At 44.6% G+C, this 22,467-nt stretch carries 20 protein-coding genes; 4 read left to right on the top strand and 16 right to left on the bottom strand.

Translation table 11 applies throughout. The features are described from left to right. Positions 1-26 precede the first annotated feature (26 nt). The 14 genes from T538_RS0107115 to T538_RS0107050 form a co-directional block, all read right to left on the bottom strand. Entirely contained in the window at positions 27-3,113 is a 3,087-nt protein-coding gene (locus T538_RS0107115) for a cation-translocating P-type ATPase (protein WP_031532894.1), read from the bottom strand. A gap of 17 nt (positions 3,114-3,130) precedes the next feature. Then, the gene (locus T538_RS0107110; RefSeq protein ID WP_031532892.1) at positions 3,131-4,162 is read right to left on the bottom strand and encodes a PrsW family glutamic-type intramembrane protease; all 1,032 of its coding nucleotides are present in this window, start codon (positions 4,160-4,162) and stop codon (positions 3,131-3,133) included. Positions 4,163-4,208: 46 nt separating this feature from the next. After that, positions 4,209-5,693: a helix-hairpin-helix domain-containing protein gene (locus tag T538_RS0107105; protein WP_031532891.1), complete on the bottom strand. Its 1,485-nt coding sequence runs from the start codon at positions 5,691-5,693 to the stop codon at positions 4,209-4,211. Between the two features lie 17 nt (positions 5,694-5,710). Further along, positions 5,711-7,177 (bottom strand): PP2C family serine/threonine-protein phosphatase, encoded by a 1,467-nt coding sequence (locus T538_RS0107100; RefSeq protein ID WP_031532889.1) that lies wholly within the window; start codon positions 7,175-7,177, stop codon positions 5,711-5,713. A 4-nt stretch (positions 7,178-7,181) separates the two neighbouring features. Beyond that, positions 7,182-8,228: a TerY-C metal binding domain-containing protein gene (locus T538_RS0107095; protein ID WP_031532888.1), complete on the bottom strand. Its 1,047-nt coding sequence runs from the start codon at positions 8,226-8,228 to the stop codon at positions 7,182-7,184. 39 nt (positions 8,229-8,267) lie between these two features. Further along, a complete protein-coding gene (locus T538_RS18030; protein ID WP_197025760.1) occupies positions 8,268-8,837 on the bottom strand; it encodes a VWA domain-containing protein in 570 nt (189 codons plus the stop codon). Further along, the gene (locus tag T538_RS0107085; protein ID WP_031532886.1) at positions 8,810-9,493 is read right to left on the bottom strand and encodes an AIM24 family protein; all 684 of its coding nucleotides are present in this window, start codon (positions 9,491-9,493) and stop codon (positions 8,810-8,812) included. Before T538_RS0107085 ends, T538_RS18030 begins: the two co-directional genes overlap by 28 nt. Before the next feature lie 9 nt (positions 9,494-9,502). Beyond that, complete coding sequence (locus T538_RS0107080) at positions 9,503-9,871, bottom strand: hypothetical protein (protein ID WP_051655938.1); 369 nt, start codon at positions 9,869-9,871, stop codon at positions 9,503-9,505. A 22-nt stretch (positions 9,872-9,893) separates the two neighbouring features. After that, positions 9,894-10,532 carry a vWA domain-containing protein gene (locus T538_RS0107075; RefSeq protein WP_031532884.1) on the bottom strand — a complete coding sequence of 213 codons (639 nt, stop codon included), beginning with the start codon at positions 10,530-10,532 and terminating at the stop codon, positions 9,894-9,896. A 106-nt stretch (positions 10,533-10,638) separates the two neighbouring features. After that, positions 10,639-11,277, bottom strand: a complete 639-nt coding sequence (locus T538_RS0107070; RefSeq protein ID WP_031532883.1) for a vWA domain-containing protein — start codon at positions 11,275-11,277, stop codon at positions 10,639-10,641. A gap of 54 nt (positions 11,278-11,331) precedes the next feature. Further along, the gene (locus tag T538_RS0107065) at positions 11,332-12,054 is read right to left on the bottom strand and encodes a TerD family protein (protein WP_031532882.1); all 723 of its coding nucleotides are present in this window, start codon (positions 12,052-12,054) and stop codon (positions 11,332-11,334) included. Positions 12,055-12,072: 18 nt separating this feature from the next. After that, positions 12,073-12,678: a stress protein gene (locus T538_RS0107060; protein WP_031532880.1), complete on the bottom strand. Its 606-nt coding sequence runs from the start codon at positions 12,676-12,678 to the stop codon at positions 12,073-12,075. A 1-nt stretch (position 12,679) separates the two neighbouring features. Further along, the gene (locus tag T538_RS0107055; RefSeq protein ID WP_031532878.1) at positions 12,680-13,369 is read right to left on the bottom strand and encodes a TerD family protein; all 690 of its coding nucleotides are present in this window, start codon (positions 13,367-13,369) and stop codon (positions 12,680-12,682) included. A gap of 2 nt (positions 13,370-13,371) precedes the next feature. Then, positions 13,372-13,944, bottom strand: coding sequence for a TerD family protein (locus T538_RS0107050; RefSeq protein WP_031532877.1), 573 nt, complete (start codon positions 13,942-13,944; stop codon positions 13,372-13,374). 543 nt (positions 13,945-14,487) lie between these two features. Between T538_RS0107050 and T538_RS0107040 the strand changes: the two genes are divergently transcribed. The 4 genes from T538_RS0107040 (at position 14,488) to T538_RS0107025 (ending at position 20,777) form a co-directional block, all read left to right on the top strand. Beyond that, a complete protein-coding gene (locus tag T538_RS0107040) occupies positions 14,488-15,696 on the top strand; it encodes an esterase (RefSeq protein ID WP_031532876.1) in 1,209 nt (402 codons plus the stop codon). A gap of 6 nt (positions 15,697-15,702) precedes the next feature. Then, positions 15,703-18,063 carry a beta-glucosidase gene (locus T538_RS0107035; RefSeq protein ID WP_031532874.1) on the top strand — a complete coding sequence of 787 codons (2,361 nt, stop codon included), beginning with the start codon at positions 15,703-15,705 and terminating at the stop codon, positions 18,061-18,063. Between the two features lie 4 nt (positions 18,064-18,067). Next, positions 18,068-19,309, top strand: a complete 1,242-nt coding sequence (locus tag T538_RS0107030; RefSeq protein WP_051655937.1) for an esterase — start codon at positions 18,068-18,070, stop codon at positions 19,307-19,309. A 277-nt stretch (positions 19,310-19,586) separates the two neighbouring features. Continuing rightward, complete coding sequence (locus T538_RS0107025; RefSeq protein ID WP_031532869.1) at positions 19,587-20,777, top strand: PD-(D/E)XK nuclease family protein; 1,191 nt, start codon at positions 19,587-19,589, stop codon at positions 20,775-20,777. 82 nt (positions 20,778-20,859) lie between these two features. Here the strand turns inward: T538_RS0107025 and T538_RS0107020 are convergent, their stop codons facing one another. Together T538_RS0107020 and T538_RS0107015 are read right to left on the bottom strand one after the other, a co-directional pair. Further along, entirely contained in the window at positions 20,860-21,990 is a 1,131-nt protein-coding gene (locus T538_RS0107020; RefSeq protein ID WP_031532867.1) for a type II toxin-antitoxin system HipA family toxin, read from the bottom strand. Positions 21,991-22,001: 11 nt separating this feature from the next. Beyond that, positions 22,002-22,337, bottom strand: coding sequence for a helix-turn-helix domain-containing protein (locus T538_RS0107015; RefSeq protein ID WP_031532866.1), 336 nt, complete (start codon positions 22,335-22,337; stop codon positions 22,002-22,004). Positions 22,338-22,467: the final 130 nt, after the last annotated feature.

Below are 22,467 nucleotides of genomic sequence, written 5' to 3'. Positions count from 1 at the left end.
TTTTTTATGCGGACAGCCTGTTTGTATTATTTTCTGAATAGTCTGATGATTTCACCAACCCATAGTACCAAAGATGTTGCACCGACGATAATCAGCCAGTCTATAACCTTGATACCGCCTCTGGCAACATTGAACATCTCTTGCAGACCCGGCATCTCGGTTATCAGAACCTGACCTGCAAATATAACGATGGCAATGATGATGAACCATTTTGTGTTACTCCATGATATGCCTTTGAAGGCCGAGTCGCTTGTCATGAATGCCTTTGCATTGAATAGATTCCAGAATTGGAGCATTACGAAAATAGTGAAGAACAGTCCAAGTTCGTATGACGACAATCCGTTGTTCTCGCCCCATGCGGCATTACCGTTGAAGATGTCGGCAAGGCAAACAATATCGGTGTGCTGGAAGTAAATGCAGATTCCGAGCAAGACAGCAGTAAATAAGCCGCCAACGCCAAGAATTCCGGTTCCCATGCCGTTAAGGATATGCTCGTAAACAGAGCGTGGCTTGTCTTCCATCACCTTCTTTGTCGGAGGCAGAGACGCCAATGCTAGTGCTGCAAACGTATCCATAATCAGGTTTACCCAAAGCATCTGAGTAACTGTAAGAGGCGATTCTTCTCCGATGAATGCTCCGATGGCAACGATGAGACATGCTGCAACGTTTACTGTCATCTGGAACAAGATGAAACGCTTGATGTTTTTGTAGAGCGAACGTCCCCACATCACGGCATTTGCAATTGTGCTGAATGAGTTGTCGATGATAGTCATATCGCTTGCCTCTTTTGCTACGGCTGTACCGTCGCCCATAGACAGACCAACGTTGGCAGCGTTAAGGGCAGGAGCGTCGTTTGTACCGTCTCCTGTAACGGCTACGATATAATTCAGTTCTTTCAGAATGCGTACCGCACGCTCTTTGTCGTTTGGTCGGGCGCGTGAGATAATCTTAACCTTAGGAAGACGGTTTTTCAGTTCCTCGTCAGACATAGATGCGAGGTCTGTACCGATAAGAATGTTCTCGTCGGTATCTTCAGGCTTCCACAGTTTGAGCTGACGGCCAATCTCCTTGGCTGTTCCTGGAGCATCACCAGTTACAATCTTTACTTGTATTCCTGCATTCAGACAGTCGGCGATGGCTGCTGGCACATCTGTGCGTACAGGGTCTTCAATGCCCACAATGCCCATCATGTTCAAGTCGTTGATGTTCAGTCTGCCGTTTGTAAAGATGTCGTCAGTATCGTTCAACTCCTTGTATGCAAAAGCAAGGGTTCTGTTGGCATGACTCTGATATTCAGCCAGTTTTTCGTTGTAGTTCTTTATCTCGTCATCTGTTATGTTGCAGAGGCTCATAAGGATATCCGGAGCACCCTTGACGTAAACAACGCGCTTTCCGGTAACTTCTGATTTAACGATTGTTGCCATATATTTCAGTTCGGTAGTGAACTGCAAACGGTCTATGACAGAAAGCGATTCGCGAATGTCGAGATAGTTAACTCCGTGGTTGTTCAGCCACAGAAGAAGAGCACCTTCGGTTGGGTTACCGATAGCCTTAATTTTGCTTGTGTCGGCAAAGTCGAGGTTGGCTGTCGTGTTTATGGCGATACACTCTTTCAGGAGTGAAGAGAATTTATCGTCGGTTAGTTCCTGATTGTTCAGCTCAGGGAACGTTGTGCCAACAACCTTCATCTGGTTTTGTGTAAGAGTTCCTGTTTTATCAGAGCAGATAACAGAAACGGCACCCATCGTTTCGCAAGCGTGCATGGTGCGAGGCAGAGTGTTCTGTTTCATCAGTCTCTTCATACTGAATGCCAGACTTAGCGTAACAGCCATCGGCAATCCTTCAGGAACGGCAACCACGATAAGAGTAACTGCAATCATTACGGTGTCTAAGGCATATTGTATGAATACAGGCCAGTTCATGTCGCCAGAGGCTTCGGTAGCAAAGTAGATAAAGATTCCGATTATTGGAATAATCATGAATGCAAGAACCTGCCACAATTCCACTTTCTCTTCATTGTCTTCGTTCTTCTTTTTGTTAAGACCGAAGTAAACAGCGGCTGCAATAGCCAATGAGCCTACAAGGTATCCGGCTAAGGTAAGGAAGTTTGTTCCCGGAAGCATGATGGCATGGCGTACAAGTCTGCCAAGCACGATGAGTATTGCCAGACCGTAACTTGTTTTGGTGATGAGACCTGCAAGTTCGTCAAGTTTTTCGCTAAGAGGAGTAGCCTCTCCGTCCTTCACCTGAGCCGCCTCAAATACCTTGCCGCAGGCAGTAGCATCGCCAACGGCAAAGACTTTGGCAACACAGTCGCCTTCCATAACCGTACAGCCTTTCATGATGTGGTTTGAAGGGTAGGTAGCGTCCTTGTCAAAATCCTCAGGATTTGTGGTCTTGGCACATAGAGGCTCACCTGTCAGCGACGATTCGTTTACAGTGAGGTTCATACATTCGAGAAGTTCTGCATCTGCTGGAATCTCGGCACCTGTCTCAAGCAAAACGATATCACCAACAACGATGTCTTTTCTTGGCACATCGCATACGTTGTTGTTGCGTATTACGTGCACAAGAGTGTTGTCGTTGTCCTTGTTAAGACTCTTGAATGTTTTTTCGTTCTGCGATTCGAGGATGTGTGCTACCGTTGTTGCCAAAAGCACAGCCGCAGCAATACCAATCAGTTCAAGATATGGCCCCCAGCCTTCAACGCCTCCATAAACTCCGTTGTAGAAGGCAATAGAGCCTGAAAGAAGGAGCGCAAAAAGCAGAATGGTAAATAGCGAGTCGATTTCGAATTCTTCTTCGTCCTCGTTCCATTCGCCACCAAGATAAGCAACGAAATATGTAAGAATGAAAAGAATAAACGACAGGACTGGGGCAATCCATAGTCCTTCGTGGTTGTATATGCCTGCGAGAGGCAATACGGTGGCTGCAAGTGCCGTGATTACAAAAATCACGAGATACACTTTCAGCAGCCAGAAATGCATACAGTCTTTAATCTGTTGCCAGAAAGACGTCTCCTCTGGCGGAGTAAGTACGTTTGTTCCATACTTAGCGCGGCTTTCGAGCACCTGAGCGTCGGTTAAGCCTGTGTAATGATGATTTGTTGCCATATTTAATTTATTAGTATTTATTGTCTTAATTTTGACTGATAGTTAATGCTTTGCTTCAGATATATTGTCAGAAGCATAAGTCCGAAGAATACGATGACTAACGGAATTATAGGGAAGTTTGCAAAAGAGTCGTACAATCCGTGTATTATTGCCGGAATGGCAAGTGCAAGAACGCGTAATCCCCATCTGTATTTCGGATACAGACATGAAAACGAGAGAAAATATCCGGCTATTCCGCACCAGCAGGCATGTAGGAATGGCAGACTCGTGAGTCGGGCAATGTTTAGAAAGAACGAAACGTCGTACTCTTGCTCTGCATTCACGGTCATCTGATATTGCACGCCTTCGTAAACTCCGAACGCAATTCCTGACATCAGTCCGTAGTACACCAGAGTTTGAGGTACGAGCGGTTCTTTCGCCTTTTTCAGAATAACCAGCAGTGGAATTAGTTTTACCAGTTCTTCGGTAAGTCCAACACCGAGAGTGTATCCGATGATATTCACGGGGAAGAAAGTGTCGACAAATAGATAGAACGGGTTCAGATTCGGCAGGCCGAATAAATCCCACGCAATGAAGACAAAGGCTTGGGACAGAAAAAATACAAGTAATGTCGTTTTTAGTCTTACTTGCGGAGTATTGAAACTTGCGTAGAAGAACAATCCCCAAATTATTGAAAAATACAATGAAACCTCGTAGAAAATTAAGAAGCCGCCAAACGGAATCTGCATTATTACCATAGGAAGCAAGCCAACCAATGCCAGAATAAGAAAGCGTTGGTCTGAAATGAACTGCCTTGAGAATAGTGATGTCTTTGGAAATATAAGTTCGCTACCTATTGTGCTAAGTTGGGAGATTATGTTTCCTTTGTTTTCTCTGTTGATTCTCAGACCGGCTCTCTTCAGATAAAAGCCGACGGTTTGTGCTGTCGTTTCTCCTGTGGCAATGGCTTGGTCCTGAACGAGTATCTGTCCCGAATTTACATACGAGAGTAGAGTCTGTTCGTTGTATGGACCGTACATCTGATTATTCCTGATAACACTTATTTCCATGAACAAATAATTCTTTTTACTTGATGATTTTCGTTGAAAATGTCCGTCAGTTATTTACAAGTTGCACAATGACAAGGCGTCCTCCCTGACTCTTGTCGAGGAGAATCTGACGTCCGTCGGTTAGTGGCACAAACTGTCCGATAGGTATAGCCTTGCCTTCGGTTACGTCATATAAATCGGGCAGCCTTCTGTTAATCAGAATCCATTGTCCGTTGTGGAAATGGAAGTCTCCAACAGGTTTCTTGTCCTCTTCACTTGTCTTCTCGCTGATAGAGACAAGGTTGTTTGAATGCCACTTGTACAGCGTCTGTTTGTCGTACACCATTAAACGGTAATTTTCCGATATGTATTTGCCGTGTTGTGGTGCATAGTAAAAGTTGAGAATTGGCAACTGACCTTTGTACTCTGTGCCGCAGAAAGGACATCTTGGCTTTGTTGTATTGTCAAAGACGTACCAATGGTTTTCGCACCCTGGATTTTGGCATGGCTGAACCAAATCGGCTGTTTTTACAAGCGCGGCTTCCCATTCGGCTGCACTTGGCCTTGCTGCTGGATTATGCAATCCTGCAATGAAAGCCTTGTCGAACAGTTCTTTAAGATACGGGCCACAAATTGTATATGGCAATTTTGAAGGGTCTCCTTGCGGAAGCTGACTTGGAACGAGGTCGTCAATTTTAACTCTGTTGGTGTTGTCAGTTGGATGCTCGATAAACAGAGCCTTTTCTCCCATGCTCAGTTCCTCGTCTTTTGTAGGGTCCAAGTCCCAAACTTTGCCGCCTCTTAGCGGATGTCGGTTTAGCAGATACATATAGATAAGTACTGCCAAAGCGTGTCTGTCCGTTTCGATTCTCGGAACTTTCTTGTTCGGATCGTTTATCGGCAGACTTCGTGTTGCCATAACTTCTGGTGCAATAAAATCGGGCGTTCCGATAACTCCCGGAGGATATTTTCCGGGAACAACCAACTCGTCGGCATCGATGATACATGCGCTGCCTGATATCGGGTCGACCAGAACGTTCTTGTACGACAAGTCTGAGTGGGCAAGACCCGCTGCATGGAGTCGTCTTACGGCACGGGCCATTTTTATGCACATGTGCAGATTGGTAAGCCAGCTGCCTTTCTGGTCGGCAGGCAGGAACTTGTTCTTTAGTTTTGCCGATGCAAACCATTTGCCTTCTTTCTCCTTTCCGTCAAACGGACCGCCTTTGAAGAAGAATTTCTTGTTGTAGAATGGTATTGTTACGCCTATTTTGCCGTTCCATTCAACAATTCTGTCGGGAAGAACCAACGATTCTTTCCAATAATCTCCAACAGGTGTACCGTCGAAGATTCTTTTGTGGAAAACGTTCACGATGTTTTCAAGACGCACCTTGTCGTTTGCATCCAAACTCTTTCGGTAGAATGCAACGACGTATGTCTTGTCGCAACTGAAATATACATCTTTAACACCGCCTTGCGCTTTTATCTCGTCGTAAAATTCAACGGTGGTGCCGTCTTTAGCCTTCAGTGTTACTTTATTCTGACTTGCCATAGTTTAATCATCTCTTTTTAATAAAGTATTGCAATTGTCCTGTCGTCGTGATTTCCTGGTGACCAGAAGTCGAGCCAGTCGAGCAACTCGTTTTGTGCATTTTCGTTGTTGTCAGACAAATTTACCGGATGCTCCGTATTGTTCTGTAAATCGTTCCAAAGTTCGTCCCATTTGTCGGGATTGTTAAGATTGGCGTCTGTCTCAAATTTAGGGTCGCTTACGCCGTCTGTCATCAAGAAAAGAGCCGTGAAGTCTGGAACGATTTTGCATTTCAGTCGCTTGTAGAATTCTGTTGTATCGTTAAAGATGTCTGGCATTGTAAGGAATCTTGTCTGACCTGCATATTCGCCCTCGTCGGGAATTCCCAACAATGTAGAAGTGTGATTGTTACGGTCGTAAAGGCACATTGCACCATCACCTACCCAGAACGAGGCCACAAACCATCCGAAGTCAAATTTCTTGCAGATAGCCAGGAGTAGGGTGGTGGCGTATGCTTTTGTTGGGTTGCCTGTTGCTTTTGCCTCTTCTACAATGGCCTTGTGAGCCTTGTATGCTGCGTTTCCTACAATGCGGTAGATGTCGGCACTGATTAGCTTTCCTGCTTCTTCTGAACGCTGGTTCGCGTGCCACTGATTGATGTTTTCCTCAAAACTTTCGCTGTTAGAAAGCTCGGTTTTGCAGTGCTCAATCACGGTATCGCATGCAATGGTCGAGCCTTGGCGTGAGAATTTTGCAGAGCCAGCTCCGTCGGCAACAGCCATTACATACCAGTTTGTATTGTCATCGTGATACATCTTGAAGTGGTCGTCGCGTGGTTTTGCCTCTTGTGCGTGAGAGCGTCCGCGCTTGCTTGCAGCAACGATGTCTTTCTGAGGCGTTCCGTCGGGTAGTGCCTCGACCTTTATAAAGTCAGCCTGAGTATCCTCGTTGTAATATTTTGGCTCGGGCATATTTTGCCAGTCTACATCAAGATTCTTCCACAGTTTTCTTGGATCTTGATTTATCACGAACGGATATTTCTGCTCGTGGATATGTTGCTCGTCATCAGGAAAATCAATTCCGGTGAATTTGTAAACGATAGTAAGGTCGAAAGTCGATTCGGCAACGGTGCCGTCTTTTCTGAACGAATCTAACGACGGCGTTCCCGATATTCTGAACGCCTTTCCGTCTTCTGAAATATCAACAGAAAGACCGTGAGAGTTTTCGCTAATGCCTTTTATTTGTAGAATCTGCACGTCGATGCCTTCGAGAAGAGGATTCTTTAATGGCTTAATCGTTACCTCCTTCTCGTACGGAACGTTTTCTTTGGCATTTGGCAAATCAAGGCGCCAGCGACTAACCTCTTCCTTTCCAATAGTCTCTTTGTTCATGAGATATTCTGTATAGTATCCCCATAGTTTTTCCGAAAGAAATCTGACAAAGCCCTCGGCTTTCTTGTCGTCTTTCCCGTTTATTAGGAGATTGATTATTTTTTCTATTTCCATAATTTTATCCTCGACCTCTGTTTACGTCCATACCGCCCTTTTCAACCTCTCCGATTTCTCCTTCCATGCCGCACCAAGGGCATGAGGCTGTACGGCCGTCTGAGCATGAAATATTTCCGCATTCGCATATAACAACGCCAAGCTGATTGCCGCAGCAAGGGCATGTAGGGTTGCCGTATAACGACGTGGTGTTTATGTTTCTGTTGGATTTTCCTTCGCTCAGACTGTTGTATGTTTCTTCGTCTACTGGGTATGCGCCAACTAACTTGAAGTTCACGCCTCTGATGCCGTATCCTTTCAGTCCTTCAAGTTCGGCTATTCGCTTTGCGTACTTCACGAGATAAGTTTTCTTTGTTGTTGAACATTTGCCAAGCAGAACGGCAAAGTTCTCGTCAACTATGCAAGGCTTGTTTGTGTCTACTTTTTCAAGGCAGATGCCAGTTGTTGGAGCAAGTTTTATGTTGTCGTCGCCCATGTCGGAAACAGACACGCTGGTTGCCTTTATAGATGCCGTAACCCATTTGAAGAATGCCTTGAACGACATTTCGTCGGTTGAGTTAAGACGAAGAACATTCTCCGAAATCTGTCCTAATAGTTGTGTGTTCGCATTGTCACCTATTGATATTGCCACGATGTTTGCAGAACGTTTGTAGTTCTGGTTCCATTTTCTGATGGCAGGTGACGGATCGTCTGTTGGAGTGCCGTCTGTGAACAGAAAAACTATTGGCTTCCAGTCTCCCTTCTTTTCGAGAGTGGTTTTTACCAGAGTTCTGTCCATATCATCCATGAGAAAATTCAGTGCTGCGCCAAGCGACGTACCGCCTCCGATAGGAAAGGTTGGCGGATAGAACTTATACAGTTCGGTAAGGGGAGAGAGCAACTTTGCCTTGCCAGCAAAGACGATGACTGATATGTATGCAGTTTCGAGGGCGTAGGGGTCTGTGCGCAGTTCCTGCACGATAGCCCTCATGCCTTCCTGTACTTGTTGGATAGGTTCTCCAGTCATTGATTCTGATACATCAATGAGGAAATATATTGGTAATCTTCTCATAGGGTTCTTAATCTTTTTTTGATGTTGCTTTTGCAAGCATTAAATCTGAATGTCAATTACTTTTGGAAGGTCTTGGAGATAGGCACGGCCGTCTGCCGATGCAATTTCATTTCCTCCGAAGATGCTTTTTACAATCTCTTGCAGATTTACGTTTTCCCAAGGCAATATCTTGTCAGTCAGATTATTGTACGCATCACCCGATTTCTCGATATTGCCATGTAAAACAACAATATTGTTATTTGCGGTCTTGCATAGTCTTGCCTGTTCGTTGTATAACTGAACATCCGAAGGCTTTCCTTTGGTTATTATGAAAATAACCTTGTTTTCTTCTTGAGATTTGTTTACGAGGCTGAGAGCCAGTCCCAAGTTTTTCGGACCAGCACATTCCAGGTTTAAAGAATTAAATTGTATGGAAGTTAAGGAGGTCATCGAAACAACCTCCTTAATCTCCATGTTGTATGCAATAACAGACGCTTCGGATTGGCATGAGGCGGAATTGTTGCGCAATGCTTGCAGCAAACCTTCAACAAACGCTGATGCTTGCGATAAAGGAGTACCGCTCATCGAACCGGAGCAATCTACTAATATGTATACGTTGATTTTCTGCATGATGTATTTGGAATTATTGCCAACGGGCTCAGGTAAACCTTTCCTGGACCGGTGATATTCATAAGGCTCAGACCTTCTCCGCGCAGAACGTTTCCGATTGACCATCCTGCTTGAATCTGAGACGAACTGAATCCTTGGAGTGCGATGATGTGATTTTCATCTACCTCTATGGTTTCGCCACGACCAAGAATCTTCTCGAGCGGAGAGCCCAAGGAGTCGAGAAATACAGTCGCATTTCCTTCTATTTTCTGAAACAGACCAACTCCGCCAATTATTCCTTGCAGATTGATATTAAGGTTCAGGTTCACTTTGTTTGTCGATGCCACATAGTGTCCTCTTCTGCAAATCAGGTTTTCGCCCTCAAGTTTTATTGGTACAAGTGCGCAGCAACTTCCCGAGAGAACCATCTTTTTAATATCGTTTGTTGGGTTTGTGAATTTTATTATAAGAATGGATTCGCCAGACAGTGCAGACTTCAGCATTCCTCCGATTATGCTACCGAGACCTCCGCCTGAATTTTGTCCGTTTAGTTCAACATCGCGCTGCAATCCATCTTCCACATATACAATGCTGCCACGCTCGGCATAGAAAGTCTCACCGGGGGATAACTGAACCTCCAGTGTCTTGTATTCATATCCTATAATCTTACAATTCATACAGTTTTTTTAACTCATAAGTTTTTCTGTGTCGTATGTTGCAGGAGTACCAGACTGCATCTGAAGCATTGCGACATCCTTTATCTCCTCGGTAATGTTTTTGCCTGCAAACGCATACCATATAGACTGGATAGTGTAGATTGGTCCCCAAGGAATTCCCCACCAGCCAAGGAAGAAACTCAGGATAAGGAATGGCCATCCTTTGCCGATGGCATGCTCGTCAGACTTGATATAGTAAATATCGGTAGGTCTTCTTGTTGTAAATGCAATAAGTGAAATGGTGTATGTGTAGATAACAAATTTGCCGCCTCGGGCAATATCCATTTCAAGTTCGTTTATACTCCAATCCTTGATTTTCTCTAAATTTTTTATTTCCATGCTTAATTTTTTTATAGAGTTATTAAATTACCAGATTAACCTCAGGAGGTGGTGCTGGCAGTTCTGTCTGTTCGGTTATGCCCATTGTCTTTCCGCCTCCGATAACGTTTATAGAAACCCACTGGAAGAATTGCTTGAATGAGTTGCTATCCATTGTGTCGAGAGTAAAGACGTTGTGCGTAAGTTGTTTAAGAGGTTCGGTCTTTGCCTTAGGACCTGCGGCACATGCCACAATGTTTGTAAACTGATGTTGCTTTACTTTCTCAATTGCTTCGTTATAGGCTTGAAGATCGGACGGCTTTCCATCTGTAAGAATAAAAAGCAGTGGCATCCAGTCGCCCTTTTGTTCCTTTGTGCCGATGTTAACCTCGGCATCGTAACGCTCGCAGAGAAGTTGCAAGGCTGCACCCATAAACGTTGGACCTGAGTCTGGCACGTTTATTTCTGGCAACTGCAAGTTTTCGAGTTCGGTAAGCGGCAATATTTGTTTCACCTCCTTGTCGTACGTTATTATACTTATGCAGGCTGTTTCCAGAGCGTAGGGATCGAGTCTGAGAGACGCAATCATGTCTGCCAATCCAACTTTAACCGACTCTATCGGTTCGCCTTTCATCGAGCCCGATGTGTCAATCAAGATGTATACAGGTAATCTTCTTGCCATAAGTTAATTGTTTGTTGTTATAATGTTTGTTTTCGATACCGATTATTTTTGAAAGAGTCTCTGAATGACCGTTTGCCAGTCATTCAGAGAAAACTTTTTATTTAGTTTATACAACAATATTAACCTCAGGCGGTGGCGGTGGCAACTCGCTCATGGTTGTTGCCTCGCAGGCTGTGTCTTCTATTGATTTGCTGCTTGTGCTGATTGATGCAGAAACCCATTTGAAGAATGCCTTGATTGTTGCGCTGTCTGCTGTGTCAAGCTGAACAACATTCTCGGTAATCTGCTTCAGGGTGTTGGTGTTGGCTCCCTGACCGGCAGCGCAGGCAACCACCATTCCGCACTTGCGTTTCTTGAACTCTGCCAAACCTTGTGTAAGGCTGTCTGTTGGCTCTCCGTCGGTCATGATGAACACCAGTGGACGCCAGTCGCCTTTCACTTCGGCTGTAGTCTTGGTTATTTCAGAGTCGATTTTCTGTGCAAGCAGATTGAGTGCTTCGCCCAAGGCTGTGCATCCGCTGGCATCGATATTTGGCTGCTGAAATGCAGCAAGTTCGGTAAGCGGAGTAAGCTGTTGTGCCGAAGTGTTGAATGTAATGATGCTGATGTATGCCGTCTCTAATGCGTATGGATCGCTACGCAAAGTAGAGATCAGAGTCTGAACACCATTCTTAACAGCCTCGATAGGTTCGCCATACATCGAGCCAGATGTATCGAGCAGGAGATAGACTGGTAATCTTCGCATAAAAAATGTTTTTAGTTGTTTTTATAAAAAAAGAAAGATGGTACTTTCTTGCTCTTATTTAGCGTAAGAAGTCAGGATGCGCTTAATGGTAAGGCAAACATTCTGGTCGTCTGAAGCATCGCCGATGGCAGCAAACTTCCACTCTCCGTTTCGGCGGTATAGTTTTCCCATGATAAGAGCCTTCTTGCCTTTGTACTGAGCCTCGGCAGCAACATCGTACGATGCGAATATCTGCTTTGGTGCGCGGTCTGGTGTTCCTTCGAACATTCTGATTGTAGCGTAAGGAATCTGAGAGAAATCCTCGTTTCCGCAGTTGTTAAGGAAGAAGAATATCTGGTCAACGTTGCTGTTTACCTTGTCGAGGTCAACTGTTATGATTTCGTTGTCTAAGCCGTCATCTCCGTTGGCATCACCTTCGAGGTCGTCTCCTGTGTGGTGCAGTGCACGGTCTGATGAGTCGAGTTTTCCGGCAGGCATTCCGTACTGTGACAGGAAAGACGGACGGTATAGAGGAGAATAGATATGGTCGCATATCTTTCCGTTTGCATCTACCATAATGCAGCTAAGGTCAAGGTCGACATTAACCTTTTCTTTCTCGAAATGTGTCTTTCTGCCAATTCCGAGGAATCCGCTTTCGTCAACAACTTCAACGGTGCGTCCTGTTTCCATCATTCCCCAGTTGCAGCCTACACAGAATTTGGTCATTTTAGAGCCGTCGCCTTTGTCAAGGTTTATCTTCTGGCCCTTTTCAAGTTTCTTTTCTAAAATTATAGCCATAAAATATTATTTTAAAAGTTAATCTTTGCTTCCGACATTATACTTGAATCCCCAGTTGTACATGGCGTCGCAGTTGCTGTGGTTGTCGTGAAACGTTACAAGTTTCTTTACAGTGATTGAGCTGTCGCCTCCAAAATCGAGTTCGGCAATGGCGCAGAATCTTTTGTTGTCAGACTGTGCACCCATTTCTACAACCACTTCTTCCTGCCCTGGTACTTTGACTTTTACCACCGCGTTGGTTGCCGACCATCTTGTGGCACCAGCGAAGATGAACGTGTAGATTGTCATGCGCTTTATTTCGTTTATGCCCTTTGGATTCACGAGGATTGTTTCTCCCGAACCTCCAATGCGGTCGTCGCCTGTGTGCCAGATGTACGGATGGTGATTGTACGAGCCTTGGTTTGTCTTTTGTTCGCGGCTTCCGCCTCGTCCGTGCGAGAACTGAAGTCCGTCAATCAGTCGTTTTGTTCCGCTGCGCAGTTCGTAGAAGCATCCAAGGTCTAAGTCTATGGGATTGTCTTCGTCTTTGTTCCAGTCGAGGCTTATTATTATCTCGCCGTTTGTTGAACTGCCTTTTTCGAGGTTTATGCGATGCTTGTCTCCTGTTTTCTCAAGTATAATCATGCTATACGAATTTAGCAACTAATTCTTCGAGTCCGCCTTTGTGGCCTACGCCGAGTGCCTGAATCTTCCAGTCTCCGTCTTTTCTGTATATTCGGCAGAACTCAACAGAGGCGCAGGTTGAGAAGTCTTCGGACAAATCGTATATGTAATCGCCTTCGCCTTCGGCCTGTCCCGGCTTGTATAGTCTTACATAGGCTTTTTCTACCTGACCGAAATTCTGTCTTCTGTTGGCATAGTCGTGTATGCTTACGCAGATGACAATTTCCTTTATGTCGTCTCTGATTTTAGACAGGTTGATGTCCATTGTCTCGTCGTCACCGCCTTCAGAAGTAGAGCCGTCAGTATCGTCGATAGAGCCGATTACTGAGATTTCTGGGTCTACCGGTCGTGATTCCGATCTCATGGTATCGCACATATCTCCCCATAGTTTGTATGATACAATGTTGAGGGGCTGTACAAGTTCTCCTTTCTTAGGACCGTCTAAATAAACCTTCAGTCTGTTTTCTGAGTTGTAGAATACAAGGTATTCGTCGGCTGGAATTTTCTTTGTGTCGTTCAGCATGAATGCCGAAACATCGAGGTCAAAATCATCGTTCGAAGTGTTGTCTTCTCTTACGTCCCATCCTAATCCAACGTGAAAGTTGTTAAGGCTTAGCTTGGTGTTTTGACCTTTTTCGAGTCTGATAGCCATGTTTAGATAAATAGTTTAGCGTATTTGTTGCAAAGAGATTCGAGTCCGCCCTTGCTACCGTTTCCGATAGCCTCGAACTTCCATTCATCGCCACGGCGGTATAGGCGTCCAAACTCTACGGCTGTCTCGATAGAGAAGTCTTCGTCGAGGTCGTAGCGTGCAATTTCTTCGTTCTTTACGGTATCGAATATGCGGATGTACGAGTTGCGTACCTGTCCGAAGTTCTGCTTTCTCTCCTCGGCCTTGTGAATTGTGGCGGTGAAAATAATCTCCTGAATTTCGGTGTTTACCTTAGAAAGGTCTATGTTTAGGGTTTCGTCGTCTCCTTCGTTTGAGTTTCTGCCTGTTGTGTCGTCGCCTGTTGATTCAACAGAGCCGTCTGGCGATTTTGGGTTGTTGTAGAATACGAAATATTCCTGAGAAGGAATCTGTCCGTTGTATCCAACCATGAATGCTGCTGCATCCAAGTCGAAATCAAATCCTGTTCCTTCGTTTGGGTCCCAGCCCAAGCCAATCTTAACTAACGACAAGCCTTTGTCCATGCTTATGCGTTGTCCCTTTTCCAGATTAATCATAGTGGTGAAATTTATAAATTATACAACTTCTCGTTTTTCCTTTTGAGTAAAACATTGAACTGAAAATTGGAACAAAAGTAAATTTTATTTTGTTAAAAGACAACTAAAATGTGATTTTTTTTTTGAATGCCATGTGCAAGTTGTGTTTCTCAGCATTATTTGGAAACTTAGGCAGAAAAATACTTGAGTGAACATGTAGTCTGATAATTAGCCATATGAGTTGATTCCTTTAATCAGTCTGACTTTTTCACACAAAGTCGTATGGTTGGTCTTTATCTTGTCGTTTTTTGGACTTTCTGCATCCGCTCTGTTAAGGCAAACGAAAAAAATTTCCAATTTAGCTGTTCAATTTTTTTGTCTTTTTTATTCGTAGTACAGAAAAATATCGTAGCTTTGTCATTGGTGATTATTGCATATCTATATTGTAACCAACTTTTTTTCAACTATAACAATACAAATAGCGAGGTTTACCTTTTTTGAAATCTCTTGTGTTGCAGAACTCGCATTAAAATAAATTCAAACGTAAAAATATCAAACAAAACCATGAAAAAACTTTTAATATCGGCTGCCTTTTGCATAATGGTAATGGCAGCACAGGCTCAGCAGAACCTTAGCTGGGGACAAGGGCCGCAGGTGGCATCTCCGGATGTTCATGCCGACAATAGCGTTACGTTTAACATTATTGCTCCTGATGCGCAGAAGGTGCAGATTACGGGCGATATGCTGCCTGCAAAGAAGGTGGAATACCAAGGCAATACCTACGACATGCCGGGCGTGGTAGACCTTGTGAAGAATGACAAGGGTGTCTGGAGTTATACCACCGAGCCTCTGAAGCCTGAACTTTATACCTACAACATGATTGTTGACGGCGTGAAAATCATCGACCCGCTTAACGTCTATAATATCCGCGACATCAACAATCTCTTTAGTGTGCTGCTGATTGGAGGCGACAAGCGTGCCGACCTCTACAAGGTTAACAAAGTGCCTCACGGAACGGTGAGCAAGGTGTGGTACGATAGTCCTACGGCTGGCTTGACTCGTAGGCTGACTGTCTACACCCCGGCAGGCTACGAGACCAGTGGAAAGCAATATCCTGTGCTCTATCTGCTGCACGGAATTGGTGGTGATGAGAATGCTTGGAGCGAACTCGGCCGTGCTGCCCAGATTCTCGACAATCTTATTGCGCAGGGCAAGGCTAAGCCGATGCTTGTTGTTATGACCAACGGCAACATCTCGCAGGAGGCTTGTCCGGGCGAGACAAGCGAGGGCTTCCGCGTGCCTACAATGATGCTTCCGAAGACGATGGAGGGCAGTTTCGAAACTGCTTTCCCCGACGTTGTGAAGTTTATTGAGAAAAACTATCGAGTGAAGAAGGACAAAGGTAATCGCGCCATTGCCGGATTGTCGATGGGCGGTTTCCACAGCCTGTTCATCAGTATAAACAACCCTGATTTGTTCGACTATGTGGGATTGTTTTCTGCTGCCGTAGACCAGCAGCAACCCGACACGAACGGTCATCCCGAAATCTATGCCGACCGCAACGCGAAGATTGACGGCCTCTTTGCCAAGAAGCCTAAACTCTTCTGGATAGGCATAGGAAAGACCGACTTCCTCATCAAGAATAACAATGACTTGCGCGCATATCTCGATTCGAAGAAGCACAAGTACACTTATCTCGAGACCGACGGCGGTCACATCTGGCGCAACTGGCGCATCTATCTTTCAGAATTCACACCTTTATTGTTTAAATAATAGCTTATGAAGAAGATTATGTTTTTCGGGCTCGGCATGGCAGCCCTTATGGTGGGTTGTACATCTGCCGACAAGGTGAGTAAAAACACTATTAATCAGGAAGAAGTGATGGGCAAACTGTCGCTCGAGGACAAGGCTCACTTCGTTATTGGTACTGGCATGGCCGGTTTCTCTGGCGATAATGCCGTTATTGGTGCTACGCGTAATATTGTTCCCGGTGCTGCTGGTACGACTTATCCGCTCGATTCGTTGGGAATCCCTGCTGTTGTTTTGGCAGACGGTCCTGCCGGACTGCGCATCGATGCCAAGCGCGAGGGCGATTCAGCCACATATTACTGCACCCATTTCCCAATAGGAACTCTGCTTGCTTCTACATGGAACACAAAGTTGATAGGAGAGGTTGGTCTGGCCATTGGCGAGGAGGTTAAGGAATATGGTGCCGATGTTCTGCTTGCTCCAGCCCTTAACATCATGCGAAATCCGTTGTGTGGTCGAAATTTCGAGTACTATTCTGAAGACCCGGTTGTGGCAGGAAAGACCGCTGCTGCCTATATCGCAGGCGTTCAGAAGAACGATGTCGGAACAAGTATAAAGCACTTCGCTGCCAATAATCAGGAAACAAACCGTATGAATACCGATGCACGCATCTCGCAGCGAGCCTTGCGCGAAATCTATCTGAAGGGCTTCGAGATTGCCATAAAAGAGAGTAAGCCTTGGACGGTGATGACTTCATATAACTACATCAACGGAGTGTATTCTTCTGAAAGTAAAGACCTTGTAGAAACCATTCTGCGCGATGAATGGGGCTACGAAGGCACGGTGATGACCGACTGGTTTGGCGGAAAAGACGGCGCCAAGCAGATGTGGGCTGGAAACGATATGCTTCAGCCCGGAAAAAAAGAGCAGTTCGACAGTATCGTGGCTGGCGTGAAGAGCGGAAAACTTGCCGAGGCCGACCTCGACCGCAGCGTAAGTCGTATTCTGAATCTTGTTGAGAAAAGTCCTCGTTTCCAAGGATATCAGTTCAGCAACAAACCCGATTTGAAGGCTCATGCAGCCGTAACTCGCCAGTCTGCTGCCGAAGGTATGGTCTTGATGAAGAACGAGAAGGCTCTGCCATTCGCCAAGACTGTAAAGAATGTGGCTCTCTACGGAAATACATCTTACGATTTCATTGCCGGCGGAACAGGCTCTGGCAATGTTAATCACGCTTACGTCGTGTCGCTTCTCGATGGTTTGAATAACGGCGGCTACTCAGTTTCAGGAAGCCTGAAAAACGCTTATGAAACATATCTTGGCGATATCAAAAAGAAGACTGAGGCTGAAATCAAGGAACTTGAAAAGAGCGACCCTGACAAGGCTATGTATGTCAAATTTTTGCCACAGCCGCTGCCAGCAGAAAAGTTGTTCTCTGTCGACGAACTGAAAAAGCAGGCAGAGACTGCCGACATCGCCGTAATAACGCTTGGACGCTTGTCTGGCGAGTTCCTCGACCGCAAGGTTGCCGATTTCAATCTGAGCGCTTCGGAGCGTCAGTTGCTTCAGCAGGTGTGCGATGTCTATCATAAGGCAAACAAGAAGGTGGTTGTGCTTCTGAATATCGGCGGAGTAATAGAGACAGCATCGTGGAAGGACTTGCCAGATGCCATTCTCTGCGCTTGGCAGGCCGGTCAGGAAGGCGGAAACAGCGTTGTCGATGTACTCAGCGGCAAGCAGTCGCCATCAGGAAAATTCACCATGACATGGCCTGTGAAGTTCACCGATGCCTATTCTTCAAAGAATTTCCCAATAGACGAAGACCCTCGCATCGACATGCTTAATCAGGGCAAGAAGGGCAATGTGCGCAACGTTGACTTTACCGAATACGAGGAAGACATCTACGTTGGCTACCGCTATTTCGACTCGTTCAACGTTCCTGTAAGTTATCCGTTCGGCTTTGGTCTGAGTTATACTACTTTCGAGTATAGCGATGCAAAGATTGACAAGAAAAACGATGGCTACGAAGTGTCTGTAACAATCAAGAATACTGGCGAGCGAGAGGGCAAGGAGGTTGTAGAACTCTACATCTCTGCTCCAGATTCGAAGGCTGCCAACAAGCCAGCCAAGGAGTTGAAGGCTTATGCCAAGACAAAGAATCTGAAGCCGGGCGAGAGTGAGACTCTTACGCTTAGTGTTGCTGCTGCCGATTTGGTATCTTTCGATGAGGCTTCTTCGGCATGGGTTGTTGCCGAGGGCGAATATCAGTTCCTCGTAGCCGCTTCGGTTCAGGACATCAAGGCAACTCTGAAAGCATCAGTAAAGGGGCAGCAGACAAAGGTTCACGACGTGCTGAAACCAGAGGTGAAACTCAATCTGCTAAAGAGATAGATGTATGAGGACGATAATAACATTGGCACTTGCGGCCATGTGCAGTCTTTCCGTTCAGGCTCAGGAGAAACTGTTCAACAGCGCCAGCGTGCAGTCTCCGGTTGTAAACAAAGATGGCACGGTCACTTTCAACCTTTATGCTCCAAAGGCTGTAAAGGTTGAGGTGACAGGTGATTTTCTGCCAGCAAATCCTGTCGAGGTTCCCGGATATGGCACATACGATGCTCCCGGTGTTGCCCAACTTGTAGAGGGCAAGAATGGCGTGTGGAGTTACACATCGGGCAAACTGTCTCCCGAGATGTACTGTTATACTTTCAACATAGACGGAATGACGGGTGTGAAAGACCCTGCAAATATCTATGTCAATCGCGATATTGTATCGTTTACCAACATCTTTATTGTAAGCGCAGAAAAGGGTGACAAAGGCGATTTGTACAGAGTAAACGAAGTGCCTCACGGAAACCTCAGCAAGGTGTGGTACAACAGTCCTACGTTGAAGATGCAGCGACGCATGACAATCTATACTCCTCCCGGCTACGACAAGGGTGGAAAATATCCCGTCCTGTATCTGCTTCATGGTTCGGGTGGCGACGAGAATGCTTGGAGCGAACTTGGAAGAGCCGCCCAGATTCTCGACAACCTCATAGCCACGGGCAAGGCAAAGCCGATGATTGTGGTAATGCCGAACGGCAATCCAAACTGTCAGGCTGCTCCGGGCGAGTGGTCGTTTGGTATGTACACGCCGGGATTCCGTGGCGCAGGAACTGGACCGACCGAGCCGGCCGCAGCCACCATTCCTGCCAGTTTCATGGATATTGTAAAGTATGTCGATGCCAACTATCGGACGGTAAAGAACCGTGCCGGACGCGCCGTCTGCGGTCTGTCTATGGGCGGCGGACACACTTTCGCCATCAGTCTGCTTTATCCTACAACGTTCGACTATTACGGACTCTTCTCTGCCGGTCTGCATCTTGGCAAGGACTTCAATATGAATCAGCCATTTGCCGAGCAGATTAAGAGCGACCCTAACTTTGCGCAGCAGAGTGCCAAACTGTTCGGCAGCAAGCCAAAACTCTACTGGATGGGCATGGGCAAGACCGATTTCCTCTACCAAAGTACCGTAGACCTTCGCAACTACTGGGACAGCAAGGGGTACAAGTACGAATATGTCGAAACCGACGGCGGTCACATTTGGCGCAACTGGCGCATCTATCTAACTATGTTTGCCCAAAAGATTTTTAGGTAACACAATAATCCGCAGGCTCTTCAATGAGTTTGCGGATTATTTTTTTGTGTGGGAATTTGCTGATGCAGAATCTAATGTTTTTTCTAAAGGAAGGCTGAAGCCTTATTTTACTTGGCTTTGATGTTGAATTCGTTAAAAAACTATTTTGGGAAAATTATAAGGCAGTAAGATTTTTTGTGGAAATGGTGCGACGTTTATTGCATTATTATTAATTTTGCATCAAAATTACTCATTATGCAATTTGTGTCTTTTCGGACAGAATTTATATTGTAAACATATGATTGGTAATGACGTTCTTATCAGAATAGCTAAAGAACTTAATGTTCTCTATAAAAAGAAGATTGATGAACTTCCTTGTTTCATAAATGTCATCTCGGAACTTCACGCAAATGAAAATTCAAATTCACGGATATTAAAAGTATTGCTGCAATATTCACATGAAGGTGAATATCCGATTTTGGAGTCATTCATTTCATTGCTTGGTACTATCACCAAACGTAAAATGAACATATCTGTTAATCTTCCCGAACTGAGTAATGAGGAGAGTAGAATAGACTTGCTTGTAAAGGAAAAGAAATCATATGCAATCGTGATTGAAAACAAAATCTGGAATGCTCCAGATCAAAGTTCTCAGATAGAAAGATACATAGACTATGTTGAAGGATTGGCAATCCCTAAAAGAAAAATCTATGTTATATATCTCACGTTAGATGGCAAAAAAATAGTATCTGATATTAGTTTGACAGACAAAGCAAAACGGAATCTTGGATACTCAGATAGAGATAAAGGCCGTTTTATTTGTGTTAATTACAAATATAATATTTTGCCTTGGCTTGAAAAACTTGAAAAGGACGAATTTGTGCAAAACGAACCATTGTTGCATTCGGCGATCATTCAGTATGTTAGTTTTTTGAAAGATAAATTAAAAATAAGGGAAGAGGATATTATAATCAATAATGAATTAGGAAAACAGTTTATGAATACACTTCATATTGAAAAACTAAGTGAGATACTTCAGACTTGGGAGTCTGTTGATAAACTTCAGGATATTGTTAGCTCAACAGCTAATAATAAGATAAAAAGTATTTGTGAAAATAAAATTTGCAAAGTTCTTGAAAAGAAGAATTATAATATTAAATCTTATGACTTTAGGTATGATTATTTTGATTTGGAAGTGTCTATTCCCGAGTGGAAAAAATGTTGGTGGGCAATGGAAAGTGATAATATGATTCTTTTCTCTGGTGTTTGGCGTGCTCCAGAGAAAATTATTGCAAAAAAGTATTTGTCAAAGATGGAAGATGTTTATGAAAATCAAGGTGATAATTATATAGGATGGAACTGGCACGAAGAATATGAGTTAAATGATGATTTTTGGGTAAATATTGAAGCACATTCTACCAAGTTTGTAAATTTTATTGTTAACGAAATAGAGCGTGTTCGTGAAGCTACAAAAGAAATGAAACTGTAATATACGAATGTAGTCGACATTGAAGAAAGTATGTAATTGCCCACAATGCATTCATACTGCTTCTTCTGATAGAACTATCCATTCATCTGACCACAATTTGTTTGTACAGCAACAAATCTCCGCAGTTCTGATAAACCTCGTCAAAGATTTCTCGGCATCGTTTTTCATTCGTCTTGATTTTCGTACCGACTGCTATGAAATCTTGAAGAGTAGGGTAGCCTGTCTGATTGACTGACGTAGCATGTTGCCCGTTATATCCTTCCGTGCAGAGTGTTAGATCGTATGCAGGTGCAAGATGCCAAACATATTTGCCATTAGCATCTTTGCGGACAAGGAAACTGAAGTTCTTGCAATGGTCGTCCTTGTTGTCTGTGAGGTAATTGAAAACCATGCGACGATACATTTCCTCAACATATTTTGGGTTCTGGGTTAGATACCCTGTCAATGCCAACAGATTGCCATAATCGAGTACGGGTTCTGAGAGTGATAGACAGAGCAAACCTCCGGCTGTGGCAGTATGAATTCGTTCGCCATCCGCAGTCATGTCAAAACGGCGTGTAGCAAAGTATTTTCCGTTTACTAACTTAAAATCTGGAACATCAATGCCACACTTTCTTGCAACCTCGTTGTAGTGGTATTCTTGCTGTCCCATATCTTGAGGATCGTAAGTATGTCGGAACTTGACAAGCCAATGACCTTCATCGTCTGAAAAAATGGCTTTCGGACGGCATCCTCCGCTATTTCCACTGTTATAGAGCAAGAGACCAGCGTCTGAGTCCTGCTGCTCTTTTAGAACTTCCAAGGCTTTCTCTTGGAGTAGGTCAAAATCCTTTATTCCGTTTTCCTTTGTGATAATGGTCTCGGGTTCGTAAGTCAATGCGCCCATGCCGCTGTTGCCCACGATGCTGAGTCGGTCGATGGCAGAAAGATTTCTGTCGTCAACACCCTCGCGTAGCAGTGCCTTGTGCAGTAGGTAGCGCCCATAGCCATCTGGCAGACTGTCCTCAAAGATTCCGAAATTGCCGTATAGCGGTGTCGGCTTTGCAAGGAAGAGACCGCTTTTCAATGGCAACTCCAATGGAGAAATACTGAATCCTTCGGCAAGCCAGAGAGAATCATATTCAAAGGCAAGCCGCTTGTCGTCGGGAGTAAGAGAAATAACTCCGACAACATCATTGTGATACTTTACGGTCAGTCTGTCTATCTTTTTCATAATTCCAGTTCTTATTGTTGAGCCTTGTGCGCTCTGGTCTTACCCATGTTTTTGCGAATTTGTGTCAGTTCTTCCATGGTGGAATACTTTGGTTCTGCAAAGATGTTCTTCACTTCTGATGTGTAGTCCATTGCCATGGCAAGACCGATAAGGTTCTTCAGGGAAATGAGTCCTTTCTGCTCAAACCTCACGAGGTTGCTCAAAGCCACGCCCGATTTCTCTGCCACTTGCTCGCGTGTCAGATTCTTCTCTATACGTCGCTTGCGAAAGTCATCGGCAAGAGCCTTGGCTATATCATCGGCATTGTCAAGTGTATAGTTGTTTAATACTGATAATATATTATCCATAATGTGCGGTATCTTTTATTTAATGATAATATGTTATTAGTTGCAAATATACTAATTTCGACTTGAAACTCGATGTGTTTCAGAGGAAAAATGACTTGTTATGACAAAATTAGCCGAATTTGTAAGTTCG

This window comes from Bacteroides sp. Ga6A2 (genome assembly GCF_000702225.1).
In the GTDB taxonomy this organism is placed as follows: Bacteria; Bacteroidota; Bacteroidia; order Bacteroidales; family Bacteroidaceae; genus Ga6A1.
This window is presented reverse-complemented; position numbering and strand designations above follow the sequence as displayed.